Annotated in this window: 12 protein-coding genes and 3 pseudogenes; 6 read left to right on the forward strand and 9 right to left on the reverse strand. The window is 36.7% G+C overall.

The features are described 5' to 3' along the window. A complete protein-coding gene (locus SKA34_RS05880) occupies positions 1–213 on the forward strand; it encodes a hypothetical protein (RefSeq protein WP_006644578.1) in 213 nt (70 codons plus the stop codon). Between the two features lie 1,084 nt (positions 214–1,297). On the opposite strand, the gene SKA34_RS05885 is transcribed toward SKA34_RS05880, so the two are convergent. After that, positions 1,298–1,939: a hypothetical protein gene (locus tag SKA34_RS05885; protein ID WP_006644579.1), complete on the reverse strand. Its 642-nt coding sequence runs from the start codon at positions 1,937–1,939 to the stop codon at positions 1,298–1,300. A 457-nt stretch (positions 1,940–2,396) separates the two neighbouring features. Between SKA34_RS05885 and SKA34_RS05890 the strand changes: the two genes are divergently transcribed. The 4 genes and pseudogenes from SKA34_RS05890 to SKA34_RS05910 form a co-directional block, all read left to right on the forward strand. Then, positions 2,397–2,678 (forward strand): hypothetical protein, encoded by a 282-nt coding sequence (locus tag SKA34_RS05890; RefSeq protein ID WP_006644580.1) that lies wholly within the window; start codon positions 2,397–2,399, stop codon positions 2,676–2,678. A gap of 675 nt (positions 2,679–3,353) precedes the next feature. Beyond that, a pseudogene (locus SKA34_RS05895) lies at positions 3,354–4,586 on the forward strand (class I SAM-dependent methyltransferase); the annotation flags it as partial. Between the two features lie 119 nt (positions 4,587–4,705). Next, a protein-coding gene (locus SKA34_RS05905; RefSeq protein ID WP_086004105.1) for an IS3 family transposase occupies positions 4,706–5,883 on the forward strand; the annotation gives its coding sequence in 2 pieces (ribosomal slippage) (positions 4,706–4,964 and positions 4,964–5,883; 1,179 coding nt in all). A 29-nt stretch (positions 5,884–5,912) separates the two neighbouring features. Continuing rightward, a pseudogene (locus SKA34_RS05910) lies at positions 5,913–6,317 on the forward strand (HNH endonuclease domain-containing protein); the annotation flags it as partial. Positions 6,318–6,386: 69 nt separating this feature from the next. On the opposite strand, the gene SKA34_RS05915 reads toward SKA34_RS05910, so the two are convergent. Genes SKA34_RS05915 through SKA34_RS05925 form a run of 3 tightly spaced genes read right to left on the reverse strand, consistent with a single transcriptional unit; the run spans position 6,387 to position 12,257 of the window. Then, a complete protein-coding gene (locus SKA34_RS05915; RefSeq protein ID WP_006644584.1) occupies positions 6,387–9,470 on the reverse strand; it encodes a tyrosine-type recombinase/integrase in 3,084 nt (1,027 codons plus the stop codon). Then, positions 9,467–11,710 (reverse strand): hypothetical protein, encoded by a 2,244-nt coding sequence (locus tag SKA34_RS05920; protein ID WP_006644585.1) that lies wholly within the window; start codon positions 11,708–11,710, stop codon positions 9,467–9,469. The genes SKA34_RS05915 and SKA34_RS05920 overlap by 4 nt, the downstream gene beginning before the upstream one ends. Further along, on the reverse strand, positions 11,694–12,257 hold the full coding sequence (locus SKA34_RS05925; protein ID WP_232284224.1) for a hypothetical protein: 564 nt from the start codon (positions 12,255–12,257) through the stop codon (positions 11,694–11,696). The genes SKA34_RS05920 and SKA34_RS05925 overlap by 17 nt, the downstream gene beginning before the upstream one ends. Before the next feature lie 635 nt (positions 12,258–12,892). Between SKA34_RS05925 and SKA34_RS05930 the strand changes: the two genes are divergently transcribed. Further along, positions 12,893–13,411, forward strand: coding sequence for a winged helix-turn-helix domain-containing protein (locus SKA34_RS05930; protein ID WP_006644587.1), 519 nt, complete (start codon positions 12,893–12,895; stop codon positions 13,409–13,411). A gap of 250 nt (positions 13,412–13,661) precedes the next feature. Here the strand turns inward: SKA34_RS05930 and SKA34_RS23875 are convergent, their stop codons facing one another. The 5 genes and pseudogenes from SKA34_RS23875 to SKA34_RS05950 all read right to left on the reverse strand — a co-directional run bounded on the left by SKA34_RS23875 (position 13,662) and on the right by SKA34_RS05950 (position 20,164). Further along, the gene (locus tag SKA34_RS23875; RefSeq protein WP_369750672.1) at positions 13,662–14,129 is read right to left on the reverse strand and encodes a DMT family transporter; all 468 of its coding nucleotides are present in this window, start codon (positions 14,127–14,129) and stop codon (positions 13,662–13,664) included. Positions 14,130–14,198: 69 nt separating this feature from the next. Then, positions 14,199–14,554 (reverse strand): annotated as a pseudogene (locus SKA34_RS23880) (EamA family transporter); the annotation flags it as partial. Between the two features lie 565 nt (positions 14,555–15,119). Beyond that, complete coding sequence (locus SKA34_RS05940) at positions 15,120–17,210, reverse strand: M9 family metallopeptidase (RefSeq protein WP_006644590.1); 2,091 nt, start codon at positions 17,208–17,210, stop codon at positions 15,120–15,122. A gap of 336 nt (positions 17,211–17,546) precedes the next feature. Further along, positions 17,547–18,773, reverse strand: a complete 1,227-nt coding sequence (locus SKA34_RS05945; protein ID WP_006644591.1) for an RHS repeat-associated core domain-containing protein — start codon at positions 18,771–18,773, stop codon at positions 17,547–17,549. A gap of 128 nt (positions 18,774–18,901) precedes the next feature. Next, positions 18,902–20,164: an RHS repeat-associated core domain-containing protein gene (locus SKA34_RS05950; RefSeq protein ID WP_006644592.1), complete on the reverse strand. Its 1,263-nt coding sequence runs from the start codon at positions 20,162–20,164 to the stop codon at positions 18,902–18,904.

Raw genomic sequence — 20,164 nt, forward strand, 5'->3', positions numbered from 1 at the left:
ATGAAAATCTCATCTTTAACCGTTCATTGTGCGAGTTTATGTTTAGATGTTGTAAATGGAGATAGTTTTGAAAAACTTACTATTGCGGATATTCAGAGCTGGCAAGACGAGCTATATTCGTATATTGAAAATCGAGTAGCACTTTTAAAGCTCAGTAATGAAACACAACACTTGTTTATTACTTCTGTACGTGATGAAGTGTTAATGATTTAAATGCTAAGTAAAGATAATCTATTTGCGAGAGAGCCGAATTGGATCCTTGAAAAGATGCAGCGGAAAATAGTATTAAGTTCTCATCTTTATATTAATAATAGTTAACTATAAAAATCCTTAACTAGTGCGTAATAACGTTAGTTGTAGTATGCGCACAGCCTTTTCTTGTTTATACCATAGCGCAGAGTTATGAGAAACTCTATGTTTTACCATAAAGTGATAAACGAAAAACACATATTTTTATAATATCTAACTTAACGAAATACCTTATCTTTTATACGATTAAATTGTATATCTTGGTAGTGTTTTAAATAAGAAGAAAATTATTACTGAATGTTTTAAAAATACAAACAAGCATTTGTTTTTAATGATTCGTATCTGTGGCTTCTTGTGGCAAAAATTCACTACTGGGTCTTGATAAATCAGAAGTGCCCCATTATTAGTTACATAGCGTCAGGCGTTTGATTTTGCTAGAGGCGATGAGCTCTAAAAAACTAATACCATGATTATTATGATCTTTAAGCCGTTTTGGGACAAAGGGGAGTTATAATGTTCAAATCTCAACTTATCTGATCATGTATTTAAAAATTATGATAGATTGTTATTGGGTGATCACTCTAAAAAGTTTTAACGTAATGAGTACTCGAGTGGAACGGGCTCGACCAATATCTTGGCTTGGAACACTGAGATATTAGGAACAGGAAGACGGCTCTTTGCTCAAGCATCGAGCCGTTTTTTTTAAGAGTCAAACCACAAATAGATATTGTTAGATTTAAAAAATAATCATTTAAGTTGTTAATTTTTTTAACGCATTATTTTTTCTAATACATCAAAAATTTAAAATATTTATTTAATTATTAGAACTAGAGAATTTCTTTCTAAGATATTGATAAAAATTTAACATTAAAAAAATGAGAGTAAAGAGTATAGTTTCTTTATAAAAATATTTTGTTAAACCAAAATACCCGCACTCTTTTATAATAAAACCCCATACTAAAGTTATAAGTAAAGGTATTAAAATATCCAAAAGAAGTACATTTGCAACTATTGTTTTTCTATTCATATATAATCATAAAATCTATATTTAAGAGTGGCAACCAGCATAACAACTTGCAGTTCTTGCGCTACTTACACGTGAATAGGTTCTCATACCAGATGAGCTAAACCCTTTATTGATATCTATTCTAGTTAAAGGGCGACGATCTTTACCTCGTCGTTTAATATCTTCTATAATGTATCCCCCAATAAAAGGACCAGCCACAGGACCAGATACAGCTGCAAACATACCTCCAATAATTTCAGGTGCATAATCTGCTTCACCTCCTGCCAACCTTGAGCCAGCCACAGAAAGAGCAGCTGACCGCCCAGCCTTCACAATTTCAACTGCATTTCTTTTTCGCCTTTTTTTGGGTGCATTTTCTAAATAAATAAAATCGTTACTATATGTAATATGCATATCAGCAAAACTTGTTACTATAAATTGATCTTGAATTATCAATTGTTCTTCAGGATACATAATTTCAAAAACTGTTTTATTTTTGTCAGAAATTTCTGCCATATCAGTACCCTTACCCATCTCTAGAAGTACATACTTATTTTCAATTTCTAAACAGTATTCAACTCCTTTTTTAAGCAAGTACTTATGACTTTGTACTAGTTTTGTGCATGACGCATAAGTAGATTGAGAGGCAAATACAGCAAAAATCGCCATTGTTAACTTGTACATATAAACTCAAAAAACTAAATTAAAAAACGTTTTTATAACAGAAAAAGCAATAATCAACTTCTAAAAATCAAAAATACGAATATAATCACGTAAATTATTGCTTTTGATGAAATATGTTCTTTTTTTGGAAATTTTTCAGCTACATTTATATTAACAAAGAAACTTTATTAAATAAATTCCCGCATTATTAATGCAAAACTTATCAACCTTCTAAATTATCAAGTTGTCTGGCGTATAAGTTTTCTGCCGCTTTAACAGTCACAATGGTTGACGGTGGTGATGAGTGGATACTCAATTTTAAGGGGATACGTTACGATAGAATTGAGATCAGCTCTGACGAACTAACGACAACATACCTAGACCCGCTAAACGAAATAGATTAAATAATCCAAGCAATTTCTGTCCAACTCTAATATCTGAATGGAAGAAGCACCGTTCATTGTTTACTCGAAAGTAGTTGGCTTCTATAATCGCGAAGAAACAAGTTAACTTTATAAAACCGCAGAGTACAACAACTGACATTATCAAAAATCATTTAGAGAATGCTAAATATATTTCTATCGCCAGGAAAGATGCTCATCTGATTGATACAGCTATGATCTCAGATAAAATTGTTGCTTCAAATGATGATATTGCTAGAGGTGTATTCTGTGAGTTATCTGAATGCTATGGAGGTATAAGAACTATAAAGTGGTTTAATGCTATAACCGATAGAGAGTTTGTCTCAAATTTTCTATAATCAGATTGCTTTGTTCCTGAAAAATACTACGTAGTCACTAAAGTTTAAATTGGACAAAGTGTTTAAAACTTTATTCACTTTGAGTTAGGTAGGTTTGATGATGTGTTCCCCATAATCACGGGGATGAACCGCTTGCCAATTCTGGCGCCATTACTTGTAAACTGTGTTCCCCGCGCCCACGGGGGTGAACCGCAAATCATCAGCAGTGCAAATAAGCGAAAAAAGTGTTCCCCGTACTTACGGGGATGAACCGCCAATGGCACACTAACTGGCAATCATTCCACCGTGTTCCCCGTATCCACGGGGATGAACAGAAATCCTTACGGTTAATTTTGTTGTTATATAAGTTCAAAATGTAAGGGTTTAAGGATTGAAATTATTAACATAACTTATGAAAAACAGTGATTGTTAAATACTAAATAAGTTTGCACTCACAATACTTTTTCTAATATTCAAACAGGCTTTTGATGACTACCTGAAAGAAATCACTGTCCAAAAAACGAATCTGAGAGGTGTTTAACCTACTGATTAATTAAATATTCTCTCTTATCGTAATGACCAAGGGAATTTTTTTAGTGCACTTTTTAAATTACTTTCGATCATTATCAGGATAAAATTGAAATTTAAATGTGCTTACATTCAGTATATTAAAAAGTTTACTTGTTAGTCATATTTATGAATACAACATCACGCTTTTATAGTCTAAATGCTCAGCGTTTGACTAAGCAATACAACGCGCTTGATTTTGAGAGTGTCCATCAATCTTGGAAAGAATATTAGCCATCAAAAGGTGATAGTGTTTTAGATGTAGGGGCAGGCTCTGGCAGAGATGCGAAGTGGATGTATCAACAAGGTGCTGATGTTATTGCTGTCGAGCCGAATGATGCTCTTCGGGGTATAGGAAAAAATGTCACTCCTGAGTGTGTAATATGGCTTGATGATGACCTTTCCGCTTTAAAAAATACGATTAATCTAGGCATGCGCTTTAACGTTATTTTGTTAAGTGCGGTTTGGATGCACCTTCCAAGCGGTCAGCGTGAGCGGGCTTTTCGAAAACTTACTAATTTACTAGCACCAAATGGCAAGTTAGTTATTACGCTACGCCATGGTTCTTTTTCTGATGGTCGACAGAGTTATCCCGTCTCAGTCGATGAACTAGAGATTTTTTCTAATGCCCATGGTTTAAAGGTTCTACGGGTTTCTGAAAGTAAAGATAATCTCAATCGAGGCGATGTTCAATGGCAAACCGTCGTGATGACTTTACCTGATGATGGAGCTGGTAATCTTAATACTGTGCGTCGTATTGTGGTGAATGACTCTAAATCTGCCACATATAAGCTGGCATTGTTGCGCACACTTCTACGAATTGCTGATGCTCACCCAGGAGCTGTTATTGAACGCCGAGAAGGAAAAGTGGCGGTATCTGCAGGGTTAGTCGCTCTGTATTGGGTCCGTCAATTTAAAAGGTTATTAGATATTGAAATTGATGGAAGTGGATTACAGCAAAATGCCAATACCAGTAAAGGTCTTGGCTTTGTTAAATCTGATGGATGGGGCCTACTTAAAGATCTCTGCGCAGATGACTTCTCTATTGGGGCGCTCTTTTTAGATGATGATGTACGAGCGATACAGAAGCTTTTTTCATACACTTTACAAACCATTAAAGCTGGTCCCAGTTGAATTTATTTATCAAGGTGAAAAGCGTAATTGTTTGTTTGAGCTTGTGCCGCCAGCTTCTAGAAGACAAAAAAAGACACCGTTATCCTCAATAATGATTTTTTCTCAAGTTACGGTCAATTTGTATTAGATGAAAAATTATGGGATTGCTTTCGGTTATATCACTCATGGATTGAACTACTTGTTGTCAATCAGTGGGTGAGAGAAATGCAGTGCTTTAAGCGAAACCGTTAAAGGCAAATCTCCTTACAAACCTACTATGATTGCTTAGGATTGATTGTAGTGGCATAGTGAATTTGGTCACTTAGTTAGAGGTGATATCATCACTTCATACGTTAACAGGTGACACTATGACAAATCGTACAAGACGACTATTCAGCGCAGAATTCAAGCTCGAGGCTTCACAGTTAGTGATTGATCAAAATTACTCAGTGGCAGAAGCCGCCCAAGCCATGAATGTGGGTAAATCCACGATGGATAAATGGGTTCGTCAGCTTAAACAAGAACGACAAGGCAAAACGCCAAAAGCTTCGCCTATGACCCCTGAGCAAATAGAAATTCGGGAATTAAAAAAGAAGTTAGCTCGTCTTGAAGAGCATAATGAAATATTAAAAAAAGCCACGGCTCTGTTGATGTCGGACTCACTGAACAATTCTTGATGATCAAGAAACTCAAGCAGAGCTATAGCGTAAAAACATTATGCGAAGTCTTCAATGTTCATCGAAGTAGTTATAACTATTGGCTAAAGCGTCCAACAGCGATTAGGGCGGAAACAGTCAAACTTCGCAGCTTAGTTAGTGAGGCCCACGCAGCAAGCAACGCCTCTGCGGGAGCGAGGACTATTGCAGATATAGTCACAAATCAGGGTTTAAAACTGAGCCGATACCGAGCAACAAAACTCATGAGAGAGCTTGGTTTAGTCAGTTGCCAACAGCCAAAGCATCGATACAGAAAGGCTTCTCAAGAACATGTTGAGGTTCCAAATCACTTGGGCCGACAGTTTGCTGTTACCGCCCCAAATGAAGTTTGGGTTGGTGATGTTACGTATATTTGGACAGGAAATCGCTGGATGTATTTAGCGGTTGTTATTGATCTTTTTGCCCGCAAAGTGATTGGTTGGTCGATGTCTTTATCACCTGATTCCAGTCTGACAGGCAAAGCTCTTTCAATGGCTTATGAGTCGCGTGGTAAGCCGAAAGGCGTCATGTTCCACAGCGATCAAGGTAGCCACTATACAAGTCGAAAGTACCGTCAATTACTGTGGCGTTTTAAGATAAAACAGAGTTTATCTCGCCGAGGAAATTGCTGGGATAATGCACCAATGGAGCGTTTCTTTAGAAGCTTAAAGACCGAATGGGTGCCAACAGTGGGTTATCGTAGTTTTGCTGAAGCTCAACAAGAGATCATCCGCTACATTATCGGGTATTACTGTCAACTCAGGCCGCATCAATATAATGGCGGCCTAACTCCCAACGAATCAGAACGATTATATTGGGAAAACTCTAAAACCGTGGCCAATTTTAGTTGACCACTACAGATGCTGCTAATTATACCTGAGAGGTGCGTAATAGGGTTGAAGAGTTAGTTTGTACTGGTGAGAGAATTAATAGCGTATGGAGTGGTCGTTCGCTTCGTAACGAATACCATATTGATCATTGTTTACCATTTGCTTATTGGCCGAATAATGATAGATGGAACCTTTTTCCTGCTTCAGCAAAAGAGAATTTAACGAAAAGTGATCGATTGCCTTCAGCACGCAGGTTACATGACTCTAGAGAACGTATTATAGATTGGTGGGAATTGGCTTGGGGCGGTGATTCACAGAAAGAGCGATTTTTCACTGAAGCTTCTTTGTCATTACCGAATTTACCTTTTCAATGTCGCGACTTTGAAGCGGTTTTTGAAGCTATGGGTCTTCAAATAAGAGGGGTTAAAAGCCGATTACTCGTGTCTGAATGGTAATGAATCACCGTTGTTTAGTGATATTGAATAAGTTTATAACTCGGATGACACCATTAAATTACTCTCTAACTACGCCTCAATATTTGGCAGTACGATTAAGGCACTGCGTGCTGCCGGCTTATCCTTTATTTTATTCGCTTTATTCGATACGTTGAGCACATCGCTTTTAGGTGCTTTCAACATCATGATCCCCACCATGTGAAATAAGTACACTAATGTATGGGTTGAGTATTTCTTAAAACGTCCTCGGGTTTTGATGTTTTTTTCAAGAGGACTAACATATTCCAGCCTGACTGCCCCTTGTGTGACTCTGTTACTTGTCGGTTTTTTACCGCGTTTTATTCTGAGTCCTTTTAGTGCTTCTTCCCATTCAGATGCGACTCGACTGTTTTGGTGATAGTGGGTAATTGCCCGCCATGATGATCTCGGTACGATACATAAAAAAGTTTGGATAAAGGTGTTTAATTTCAACGGATCATTGAAGTAAATACCAGATTTACTCACGCTGGTACTTTTCAGTGCGTATCCAAGCATGGCTTGGAAATTATCTTTATCAATTTTGTAATGCTCGCGTATTTTTAAAATGAGCTTATCAACCAATAGAGCTTCAGCATTGGATTGTAATGGGGCTGGTAATATCAACTGTGCTCTTGCCTTAGAAAAATGCCGTGATGTTGGTGATGATGTGTTTGTCTTGAATGACTTTATGAAGTTTGCATTTGCCAGCCACTTATCAACGACGGTTTGCTCGATAAAGTATTTGTTGGTGATTTCTTGAATAGATAGCCCTTTTTGGTATTCATCAAGAACACGATAGCATCGCAGGATGCTAATAGTGGGTTTCGTTGCAGGTAACGCTGTGGGTAAAGGCTTTGATTTAATTGCGTCGGATTTAAGCGGGGTTATCTTCAGCTTTTTGATTAAGTACTCAAGATGCTCGTCATTGAAAGAAGACTGAAGGCGTCTTGATGATATTCCAATTATGACTTTTTGTGTCGGCAAAAGGGCATTGACGCTTTTTGTGACTTTCAGGTGTGCAATGACATCGGAAAAATGAAAATAGTGTGCAAAGGTCATTTCCGGTGATTCATGACCGGCAAGTGCCGCGATAGCAAAATAGCCTTTTTGAAGCGATTGTCCCAGTAAGGTGGATTTGATGTCTGCTCTTTGCTGGTGGGAGTATCGGCAAAGGTTCCCCAGAGTATCAAGTTCTTCATCAAGTTCAAAAACCAATTGCAGCCGGCTTAAGCAACTGTGTCTGAGATGATAGAACACAAAATGATTGAGGCCTGAGAGTGCCTTTAATGTTTGCCCCACAAACCTTGAAACCTCGCTGGTATCGAAACATTGATAGGGATTGTGACCAAAGCTAAACACTAAGCTGTTTTGTTTGTTATGGAGTAACCGTCGCTGAACAAGATGCTGCTGTACTATTACTTTTTCATGCTCAAGCAGAAGAGGAAACAGTGGAACTTTGCGACGACTACTGGCTGTCTTATTGTTTCCGTATCGATTATCACGAATATCAATCCAGCCTATGTCTGATATTTCAACATTACGGAGCTGTAATTTTTGTAATTCACTTAACCGAAGCCCGCAGCGATAACTGATGATACACAGGCTTTTCAGGCAAAATTTCTCATCGTCATTTAAGTCTTTAAGGTGTTCAATGTGCACCAGTAGAGCGCTAAATAAGGGCTCATCAACAAACGCTGCACGCGTATGTTGTGTCGATTTCTCTTGGGTAAAGAGTTCTGATGATACCTCTGGTAACACGCCTGAAAGAGCACCAAATTGATGGAGGTCTTTCAGTCTAGCTACAAAGTACCGCTTCGAGTTAGGTTTATCTATTTTCGCCATGCTGTCTTCATACATTTGCTCTAATAGCTCTGAATCTAGGTAGGCAAAATCACAGCTTTCCGTTAAGAACAACCAACGTCTTGATAAACTGCAATGGTATTGCATGAGCGATGAAGGGTTGCAGGTTTGCGCTTTATGAATAAACCAATCAAGTAAAAGCGTTTCTCCTATTGTATAAGGGCCGTCATCGACCATTGCGTGTAGCCTTCGGCTAACCTCTGACGGACTGAGTTTGTTGTTATTGTCTTTTGCTTTGATGAAACACGCTTTGAGCGTTGTAAAAAATGCCTTGTTGGACACCTCACTATAGTTGCGATTAGCGGGGTTGCGGTATGTAGCTTTGGCGGCATCGGTATAAAACTTAAAATGCGATAGGCCATTAACCGCAGGGAATGAAAGCCTTGCAAGGTTGTCTTCAGGCAAACTGTAAGATTTCACCCTTCCTATTTGATACTCGACCAGTGCTTGACTGAGCCCTACATACTCTTGATGCTCCGTTGTATAAATGGCTGCTTGGCAGAAATGATGCAAGGATGTGGGAAGCGCTTTGTCTGTCGGCGCTCCGTTTCTTAAAAAAGCACATAATTGTTTGTCATGAGGAGGAGACCATGTCTTTTTACATACTCCTTGCCATTGGCGAAGCAAACCTAAAGTAATAGGGTGCAGGTAGGCGAGATGGATGTGTTTCTTTTCACCCTCCACATAGCAGTTAGTATTTAAACCGCGGCCCGTCAGTTCAAGGCGACAATAAATATGATTGTTGATGTGCTTAAGTTCTAGATTGTCGTTTGAGAGCCCTTGATGAAAAGCCAGGATAACAGCACTTTGGCATTGCCCAGTGTGAAAAAGCAAGGAGAGCAACACATTACGGTATGCTTCCCTTGCATCAGGTTTTGATATGGCAAGTAGAGAGTCAAACCATGCGTGGTAGAAATCATTAACAGCCCAAGCTCGATTTAACCATTCTTTTGTTCGAAGTTGTTTAGGCTCTTTGTGTGAGACTAAATATGACGGCGGAGAGAAAGGCCAGCCAAAATCACGTTGGTATTGGCGTATTATCTTCACTGCAGCATTAAACACGATGCGATAGTCTCTCTTCGCACCGAGCGTGTTATCGCAGTCGTCCATAAAGCACTGCCACTGCTTTTCAAAGTATTGTTGAGATGGAGGTAGATGAGGAAAAGGAAAGGCTTTGGTGATTAATGCCTTTGCATGTTGCTCTAATCGAGCAATCTCAGCGTTCCTTTTTTTACTCAAAGCCTCTTCTCTGGCATTAACACCCACCTTCGTCATATATCGCTCCCCAAACCAAGTTCAATGAAGAGCTGATTGATAATATGACTGACTTGTTTAAGTTGGCTCTGACTCAGCAGGCTAAAAGAATGAAATACTTGTTTACCCATGTCCTGATGTCCCATCCATGCTGAGATTAACTCAGGTGCGACGCCGTGATGACAGAGTAAAGAGCGTATGTGGTGTCTGGCCCAATTAGGCTGCAATGGAAATAACTTATCGGCAAACTGGGCGAAGTTCGAAGGGGTTACGTCATCAAAAGAGCTATCTTGTCTATAAAAGAAAAAGTGCTCTTCGCTTGTTAAGCTTTTTTCATACCGTTGTTTCAGTGATGGTGCACGGTTCCCATGATAAATAACGGCTTGATGGAGATAGTCGATGTAGTGCTTTAGGTAGAGAATCGCAATATCGGCAAGGAGGATACAGCGACTGCTATCACCCATCGATGTATTTTTGTCGTTAATCCAATATGTGCCTGTGGGGAGGTGAAAGTCTTCACATTTACCAAACCAGCCTGTTACTGGGCGATACCCTGATGCGAGCATAAGTACAAACTGGGTCATTAACGTAATATCGTTATGGCCGTTGTCTGAAAAATAGACATCGTTGCGACGTTTATTTTCATGTATTTGCTCTTTTAAACGCGTAAATAAATACCTTAATTTCTTATTCTCAATGTGCAGGGGAGAACCAATATATTCATCATCAACGACTTGGCTTTCATCGCCAGTGTCCCATAACCCTTCTTTTGAATATGCGGATAAGTGACTCAGATAGTCTTGGAAGTGACTGAACAGAGTGGATGATGGGATTTGAGTGTAAAACACCGCGGGTAAGACTTTATTATCAACACCACTAATAATATGTGGGATGACTGGGTCAATATTTCCATGTGCGCAGTAATCGCTAAGGTAATTACTCACTTTTGTCAGCGTAAGGTGTAGCCCTTTACGTTTATTGATTGACTGTAAATAGGCTTTTAAATCTGAAGCCTGTAATTTTGAGAACTTTAAACTATTGAGTCTGGCAGTAATAAAATCAGGTAGTGGTAATAAAATTGTCGTGCTGATGTTTTGAGTCAGAAATCTTAACTCCTCGCGGATAGTTTGACTCGGTAATCGGTGAGTCCTTACGACCCATTTAATCTGGCGCTGCTGATTAGAACAACGCTTGTTTTTAGTGTGTTTTAGTTGCTCTTTAGTATTGCCTGTTATTAGCATAAGGAGCAATAACTGAGCGATATCTTCATCTTGCCGAGCGAAAAGACTGTCTTCACACGATTTTACTAAAGTATAGAGTTCATGGTGAGACATGCTGTAGATGTCACAGGGCAAGTGCATGGCTTTTTTCTTAAGATTTTCAAATATCGCCTTTGCTTGAATCGCACCGAGAGCTTCACTTTTAGAGCAATTATCACTACTGGTAATGACATTAAGGCTTCGAGGGTCGTTATCAGCAAAATCCTCGCCTTGCCAGCTCTCTACATGTTTGTGTTCAAAATGAAGTTGAGATATTTCGACTACGGCATCACCTTCGTCGTTTAGATAGACGCGTGGCTTTACCGTTAATGCCCCGTTTTTTCTAAAGCGTTGTGTATTTACATTGCGTTGATAGCCTTCACTAAATTTATCAGCAGCCTTGAAGGGGCGATTATAATACTCTAGCTGGTTCAGCACTGTCTTTGGGGGAGGGGATTGGGAGCTTTTATCGACGAGAACCTCAAATCCATTAAGCAGGTCTTTAAAGTTAACGCCGATTATTTCAGGTAGATAGCCTGATAAGTCTTCCCGCTTTCCTGAAGAAAAGAGTCTAATTTCATCACTCAGTGTCTTTATTTTTGAGTCATGTTCACCGATGTAAGATAAACGAGCAATAGTGAGTAAAGCCAACGCTTTATACTGGTCGAATTTATCTTCGTTGTAAGAAGTACGTAATAATGTTGAGCAAATAAAAGCGGGAATAAAGTGAGTACCAAGCTGTTTATTCTTCGTAATCATTTCCAGTACGGAAATCGTATCAATTGAAGTCACCTCTTGGTGTTTTTGTGCCTCCTCAATTAATAAATAGTACTCCTCAAAATAGTCGCGATGTTTATCGGATAGTAATGCACAAAGCCGGATCACCTCTTGTGCAATGGCTGTATTTTCTTTATCTGAAAAAGGAAACAGCGCTTGAAAAAAGCGAGCTTTGTTCCTTTCTTTGAAGCGCGATGCTATTTCACCTTTATCCAGCATATTCATTTTCAAGTCGCTCGAAAATAGAGATTTGAAGCTCTGTTGGTTTATTCGTACTTTGATTCTGTTTGGCTAATCCGTCTCTAGATACACCGTTGAATTCGCTCCAAGTCCTTTGCGATATTTTTATTTTTTTAAAGACTAAGTTGATGTAGTCAGTTGGCACTAAATTATTGATCACCCGTCTTAACTCTTCTAAATGCTTAGTTGGCGGTGAAGTCAATACAACGTGTAAAGTAGCAATCCATGCTAGCTGTATGATTTCTTCATCGGTGAGTGATGAAAAGATGATGACGTTATGTTGTGTGAATTCGATATTGGCTAAATCAAAGCCGATAAATTCATATCCTGAAAATAGTGCTATTTCATTTTCCTGTGTTCTTATTCCATAAAATGTTTGGTTTTGATTAAGCATCTGTAAAGTCGAAGCATTTAATCGACTTCTGCAGAATAGATGCGTGTGATTAAAGAAAAAATCAAAGGCAGGCTTGGCGTTCGGGTGCAAAATAAAGGTACACCTTTTTAATTCTTGTAATGACAGAAGTTTTTTCACTATCTTGACCACCAATAATTATATACATGACAATATAAAACTTAGTGCTTATTGGGAGGAGGGGGATTGAGTAAAAGAGAGATAATTTATAAAATATAAGTTGGCTCAATATTTTATGTGAAAACATGATGAGTATTACTATCAAATTCATTTGTTGCTCACAGACGATAACTCTTTTTTAGTCATTTTATGCATTTATGTTGATGAGCATACCGCCATAACACATTAATAGAATGCTTTTAGGTATCTACTTATAAATACCTTCTTGGATTGAGTATTATAAATATGATTATCATATTGACAGTGTAGTTAGGGTGTTGTTGTGATGATGGATGCAAAAAGGTGGCTGCTCCGTGAGATATGCAGAATGGCGCGATGTTTAAGACGAATAAGCATGGTTACGTTAGAGTGTTCTAATGCTTGCTGGTGCATTGATTTTTAATATGTTGCGTATAGGGATAGACCGATAGTCTTTCATCAATATTACAAATTTAAGGTAGCTATCTGCGATACTGATCTATCTAAGTGCTTTTTTCGTACACTTGTACTGTGATTTTAATGGATTTATTCAATCAAATTTCAGCTATGTGTTGTTTAAAAGATTCTGATGAAGGCGTGATAAAACGGTAGGGACTATGTACTTTTATAAATTTGAGGAAAATGTGTTTGAACCTCAAAAGAATAAATACTCAACACCAGAAAAAATAACAAAGCTAAGCCCGAGTGAATCTAAAATATTGCAGTATTTAATTGATAACAGCGGTGATATCGTCAGCCGAGAAATATTATTAGAAATTGGTTGGCCTGGAAAAATTGTAGTACCTAACTCATTAAATGTTTCAATAGCAAATTTACGTAAAGCTCTTCGTAAAAATAAAAATCTTCTCATCACGATTAAGGGAGAGGGCTTTACATTTTCAGATAATAGTTTTTTTAAATATGAGATAGAATCTCATCCTATTGATAAAAGTGATTTTAATGATGTACTGTTATCTGACAACGATGAGGGTGAGGGGACGAGCAATAATAAGAAATTAATCCGTCCACATAAACTTATTAGCATAATGAAAATAGTAGGTTATAACTCACTTTTCTTGGCTATGTTTGTTTGGAGTATCTTATGGCTATGTTTGTTTGGAGTATCTTATGGCTAGATAATTGGCAGTCCCCATCTTGCGTGATGATAAATAAAGATCAAAGAATTTGTGGTAATATTGAATTACTCAACTTAAACGACTCCAACAAAGATATTCCCAAGAATGATGTAATATATGTAGATAACGCAGGTAATTTACATTAGCAAAACAAGAGTTCTTTATGGCATGGAGAGAAATACAAGAATCACCGTCAAGAAAGACGGCCACTAAGTTGAAGATTAATTTTTCTACTATAAAGTGTAGAACTCTAAGCCCGTGTTCGGAAAAATCTCTTAGGCATTTTGGTAAGCAAAATCCCTAAAAACAGAGGGATCATTATCAACAGTGACTGCTTTGAGAACACTTCTCCGCTTACATAGCAAGAAATAAGAATAGCAATTAATGGGAAGATCAAAAAACAAATAGAAGCTTGAAAGGGAGTTGAGACCTGTCCAAGTCTAAAATATGCAACAATGCCACCTACACTCGCAACAACCCCAAGATAAGCGACTGCAGACATAGACTCCCAAGTAAATGAATTAATATGGATCCGCTCAAACATTATCGATACTAAAAATAAGAGAAACGCTGCAGCGAAACTTGGCATTGCATTATAAGTTAGTACTGGAATACCGTCACAATACTTTTGAACTAATACGTAAATAATTGCATGTATAGCGACTGCAAAACCTAAGCAAGTTATTCCTATTAAGCAGTCTTTGCCATCGATATTCATTTCGTTACTAAGAATCAAACAAAGACTTATAACGGCTGTTATTAAACCGAATATTTGATGTTTTTCCAATCGTAGGGCTAGAAATAAACATGATATCAACATCACCGCTATTGGCATATTTGCGAAAATTAGAGAAGCTAAACCGGATGATATGTATTGCTCACCATAAATCATTAAAGAAAACGGAAGAGCGAAATACATTACAGCAACAATAAGAAACCATTTACGTTTCCCTTTTGGAAAAATAAAGGTTGATTAAATAATATTGCCAAAATGATAAGTACTTGACCTGATATGAAAAACCTTAGTCCTGTGGCAATAATCGGAGGGATTGAATGCAATGCTTCTTCCATGGCGAACCAAGTAGTCCCCCAGATCAAACAAACAGATATAAACAACGAAACAGTTAGTAATTTCGAATTCATTATACATACTCTTTAAAATAATCATTTTACTTAGGAGCTTGTTGCACGTTCATGACGTGTGAATGCGAATTATAATCGATATTTTACAATAAGGATTTCTATTTTTTCTTTAATGATTAGAAGATGAGAAATAAAAATTAAAAAACTAACTATACTGTATTTAAATTACATATTATGCTAACAATTATAAAAGTCTTAGTGTTAGAAGCTATATATTAAAGAAATAACCTCGCAAAAGTAACGTTCGTCATGATGTATCGTTGCTTACTCATAAAGAGTAGATTGTTAATAAGGTGCGCTTTTGGTCGTATTGGTCTTCAATGCTTAACGAAAGGATGACAGTGACACCACTACCAACTCACGTATGAGCACTTTCTTACCTTTGGATTGTGTTATATTTTATAAAGTTAAATTTCAGATTATTATATATTAATAGTTATAAATGAAATTTAAATAACTCATATTAATATGGGTGGAAAAGTTTTTTCAATAATATAACCTTATAAAATCATGATTTTTAAGATAAGAAAAAGCCATATAAAAATATGGCTTTAATTTTACTAAATTATTCTAAAGTGACGAATAATTCAACGTTAGAATAATCCTTCCTAGCGGCAACACTGATAAAGTATCGACCGGGTACTATAAGGTTATCGCCATCTCTATTAAATTGAATACTTTCACGACTACCTTCCTTAAAGTTACTGAATTCATAATCATAATAATGTGCCGGTTTATTAATACTAATATATAAATCAGCGTCACCATCTCCATCCATAGTAATTTTTAATACGTTAGAATTTTCTGGAACATCGATATAAAAAAGATTCTCTGAATATTTTTTCGACGATAAAAATAACGTTTCACCTATTTCAATTTTTTTAAAATCGCTATATATATTGTCTTGGTTGTCTTGGTTGTCTTGGTTGTCTTGGTTGTCTTGGTTGTCTTGGTTGTCTTGGTTGTCTTGGTTGCTATTTATACCTTCATCTATCCAAGCTTTAAACTCCGCGTCGTAAGCACTGCCTATGTCAATAATGTATTTAGACCACGATTCAAAGTTACCCTCTCTTGAAAAGAACAACAGGTTATCAATATCTTCTTGATGTTTTTCCATCATGAATCTTACAGCTAAGTAACCCCAACGATATATTCTATTTTTATCATCGTTATATGATGTTGAAAAAATATGAGATAGGGGAAGATTTTCTATTGATGTCAATTCTATGGCTTGAAGGTAGTTATTTCCATAGTGTAAGTATTCAGCAAAGCCTTCAAGCCACCAAACGATATAACCATGTGACAAGTTTTCAATAAAAGAACCTTTTAAATTGTATCTACCATCTAAATAATGAGTATATTCATGTTCTAAATTTAATATAACTCCATTTTCGTTATCATTATAAACTATCAACATAGCTTTATTATCTAAACTATCAGGGTTTCCTTCCAGATATATCCCTCCGTTATCGGTTCTATTTCCAAAAAGAAAAGATGAATATCTTTGGTAATCATATCTATCTGAAAAGATAATAACATTTAGTTTTTCATTATAATCATCTGCAACTACATTATTATGATTATGCATAGTGTGATGAAATTTTTCTTTAACATTTTTAAGTTTTAAGCAAATATCATTTAATTGTGAATCATTTAACTCTTGAGAACGAATAATTATATTATCAATACATTCATATGAATTAGGAAGCACACGCGTTGCTAGATTTTCTTTTAAGTTAGATAACTCCTCTGACGTAATATAGGACCCGTAATAGGATGTGGTTTCAAGTATAATAAGAGAGATTTTCTCATTCCTACTTCCTATTGGGTATTTTTTCCTTAAGTTATCTAATACTGTTATGACGTTATTCTTTGTTTCGTTATCAGGTATGTTTATTAATCTTGAAATTTCTCTCACCATATTATATATAATGAAGTGATAATCACTATCTAATAGCAATTCATTATCATAAATAAAGTTTTCTAGTTGATAAATTAGCTGATTATTGTTAGCGATAAAATCATAAAACTCAGCATTGCTCTCATGACCTGCCATCGCTCGAAATAAGTTGTTGATACCGTAAGCCCAATATAACCCATGATCGGTATTATTATTAAATAGCTTAAGAATGTCAAATTGATGATTAAATGTAATTGCTAACTTTCTTATATTGTCAACCAATAATGTAAGGCTGTAAAATGCTTTTTCTTGCTCTAAACCTTCTGTCTTGTAGGCAGGGTTTTCTAAATAATCATTAATTAAGTATGCGATTTTATTACTTAAATCATTACTATAGTCATCTTCATTACTGTTACTTTTTATATAATATGCCGCCCTAATAAATTCACTTATATTCCTTAATCTCTTAGCTTGTTCTGAATTACCATCGTATATCTTAATTAAGTTTTCAAGTTCAATGCTAAGTTCAAAAATCACGTCTTCATTTAGCATTTCATGATGATCTGAAGGATTGAGATCGAACCAATTTTTATAACAGTTTTCGTCTGATGATTTTATTCTTTCAACAAGTTCTAATTTTTCTTCTATATCTTTAATTTCGCATATTTCACTAGCTTCCGCAAATGTACTGAAACTTAAAAATAAAAAAGGAATAAATTCCTTCAAATACAATTTTGATCTTTTTATATTTTTCATCTGATATCTCTTTTATAATATTAAGTGTTTATTTTTATACTTTAATTTTCCATATAATCAATCTTGATATCATTTTTTTGCTAATATTATCGAAAGATTTTATTATTACTTATTATCTAATAAAGAAAAATGTCTGGTTGGAATTGATGCTATTCAAAACTACGATTTTTATCTTTAACTATTGAGATAAGTATAGAGTTAATTTAGATAGGATGAATAAAAAGTAAAAACTTTTTATAGATTTAAAAAGAAGCAGAAAATCTGCTTCTCTATAAGTTTTAAATTAAAAAAGCACAAACTTTAATGATTCAATTTTTTTATATTCATCTTTTTGAGTTATAATAACGGTAAAAATCCATCTCGAAATGCTTCGTCTTTAGCACTATGACAGAAAGCCATAATATGATGGCCAGAGGTGTGATTAATTTGATTAGTAAACTCTTCAAAATTCGCCGAACTGATATCATGAATATGGACTTGTCTTCCCGTTTTACTCAATATCGGAGGTATGAAATCAGAATCTTCATAGAAAAATGCCATTTCCATTAAACCAGGGTTTCTTAATCGAGTACTGAAATTCATCCAATTATTGCCTGTATGATATCCATGCGTTCCAGAATAGACGTGAACATCACTGGTAGAAAGTCTACGAGATATCGCTTTTACAGGACCGTTAATAACTTTATGTCCAGTAGTTTTTGCATTTGTTCCCCAAATCTGATGTGTGGTTGAATCACTTGCCAATGGTCCATCAATCCATATCCATTTTTCAGATGGCAGTTTTCCAGTTTCAATATCTTTTTGAAGTAAGTTATAAATTGTACCTGCACCTCTAGATGATGAGTTTTTAACAGGAATTTTTATTTTATCTATTACACTTCCCAATGCAAATGTTCCCAAGCCTATTATAGCGCCTATCCCCGCATTAACGCCGGCTTCTTTTACCGGGGTGCCGGCAGCTACATTTAGACCAAAGTCAGCACTACTTGAAACAGCCGCATCTGCCAATGCTAAACCCACCTTAACGGTAGTGGTTGCCCCTTTAGCCGCTACGCCAAAACCGCCGCTAATAAAACCAAGTGCGGCACTAATGCCTACTTGTTTCCAATCAAACTTATGTTCAGGGTTGACAGCACATTGAATGCCTTCACTTACGGCACTAATACTAGCGCCGACAATTGCACCAACAATCGCACCGATAAGCAGACTCAGTAGGGCAAAGTGACCACTGGGATCTCGCTGGTTGATAGGATCACCAAGACAGTAAGCATAACCATTGAGGCCCCCTTTTCCAAAAGGGCTCATATTATCGACAGCCTGAAATCGCATTAGTCTTGGATTGTACATACGATAGCCATTACCAAGATAGTACGCACCAGTAACAGGATCTCGTCGTTCACCATTAAATCGTATCGTATTATCTAATAATGATGTTGGTGTAGTATGGTTAATGATCTCTCGGGCTAATCCTCTTGTTGGCGTTAAGGGTAAAGAAGCAACACTCGCTACAGCAGTGCTTTTTAAAAAGCGTCGTCTACTACAATTAAATAAATCATTATTCATTAAATTATATTTCCTGATAAGTTTCAGGATCCAAGAACTGTATCTATTATTTCAAGATATTTTTTGACTTGAATCCTGATATCTATTAAATGACTGCTATTTATTTAAGAAGGTATGTTTTAGATCCTCTATTTTTTTAAGGCCTCAAAATCACCCCCAAAAATCGTATGGCAGCGACAGTGTACGGCATCGATCTCGGCATAATGCAAATCTGCTTGTTTTAGTACATTCATTAACTGTGCGTTTGTCGATATTTTTCCTGGTCTGACCGCAACAACATCAACACCTGTATAGTGAACACTGTAAGGAATACACTTTAGATCACTATTGTAAGGCCCAAGTAAATATTCTTTCGTTTTACCTCCTGCCTGAATGACCTCGTAAGGTTTAAAATTTCCGTCCATTACCCGAGCTAATCCCGGGTCGATAAGTTTTTTACCATGTGGACAAAAAAAATTAATTTTGGTGTCAGTTTCAAAGCTCTTAAAAGGAATGGCGAGACCATGTGCCGTAACTACTAACCTCTCTGATGTTGAATTAGCTTTTTTAAATAAAAGAAAATCACTACCAAGAGACGTCCTTTCTACTCCTTTGTAATTGATCATTTTACCCGAGCGACCAAAAATAAAGTTAAATCTAGAATTTTTAGTCATCTTGGAGATATGGTTGAGCCCAATACCAGCCCCAAAAGTAACGAGCCCAATAACTACACCCATACCAGCGTTTAAGCCTGCTTGTTTGATCGGCGTGCCTGCCGCTACATTCAAGCCAAAATCTGAACACCCAGATACAGTCGCATCTGCAATAGCTAAACCCACTTTAACCGATGTTGTTGCTCCTTTAGCCACAGCACCAAAACCACCAGAAATAAACCCAAGTGCTGCACCTATCCCAATTTGTTTCCAATCAAATTTATGTTCAGGGTTGACAGCACATTGAATGCCTTCACTTACGGCACTAATACTAGCGCCGACAATTGCACCAACAATCGCACCGATAAGCAGACTCAGTAGGGCAAAGTGACCACTGGGATCACTTTGGTTTATAGGGTCTCCTAAACAATAAGCGTAAGCATTGATCCCTCCTTTACCAAATGGACTACAAGTATCAACGGCTTGAAAGCGCATTAGACTCGGACTATACATTCGGTAACCGTTTCCCAAATGATAACATCCAGTAACAGGATCACGTCGCTCACCATTAAAACCTAAAGGAATAGAAGAGAGCGTATGGGTCGAGTCGATAGTTGTTTTTGTTAAAGCATGTGATAAAACAGGTGTTGGAATAATTAAAGTCGATGATAAAAGGCTCGATTTTTTTAAAAAATGCCTTCTAGCCAAACTAAAATGCCTATTTGTCTGATGATTTTTCAGACCCAATGAAAATTTCAT

Source organism: Photobacterium sp. SKA34 (assembly GCF_000153325.1).
In the GTDB taxonomy this organism is placed as follows: Bacteria; Pseudomonadota; Gammaproteobacteria; order Enterobacterales; family Vibrionaceae; genus Photobacterium.

Bases quoted from the DNA above. Each gene is read 5' to 3' on its own strand.
- SKA34_RS05880 (WP_006644578.1), top strand. From the start codon at position 1: ATGAAAATCTCATCTTTAACCGTTCATTGTGCGAGTTTATGTTTAGAT.
- SKA34_RS05885 (WP_006644579.1), bottom strand. From the start codon at position 1,939: ATGTACAAGTTAACAATGGCGATTTTTGCTGTATTTGCCTCTCAATCT.
- SKA34_RS05915 (WP_006644584.1), bottom strand. From the start codon at position 9,470: ATGACGAAGGTGGGTGTTAATGCCAGAGAAGAGGCTTTGAGTAAAAAA.
- SKA34_RS05920 (WP_006644585.1), bottom strand. From the start codon at position 11,710: ATGAATATGCTGGATAAAGGTGAAATAGCATCGCGCTTCAAAGAAAGG.
- SKA34_RS05930 (WP_006644587.1), top strand. From the start codon at position 12,893: ATGTACTTTTATAAATTTGAGGAAAATGTGTTTGAACCTCAAAAGAAT.
- SKA34_RS23875 (WP_369750672.1), bottom strand. From the start codon at position 14,129: ATGAATATCGATGGCAAAGACTGCTTAATAGGAATAACTTGCTTAGGT.
- SKA34_RS05940 (WP_006644590.1), bottom strand. From the start codon at position 17,210: ATGAAAAATATAAAAAGATCAAAATTGTATTTGAAGGAATTTATTCCT.
- SKA34_RS05945 (WP_006644591.1), bottom strand. From the start codon at position 18,773: ATGAATAATGATTTATTTAATTGTAGTAGACGACGCTTTTTAAAAAGC.
- SKA34_RS05950 (WP_006644592.1), bottom strand. From the start codon at position 20,164: ATGAAATTTTCATTGGGTCTGAAAAATCATCAGACAAATAGGCATTTT.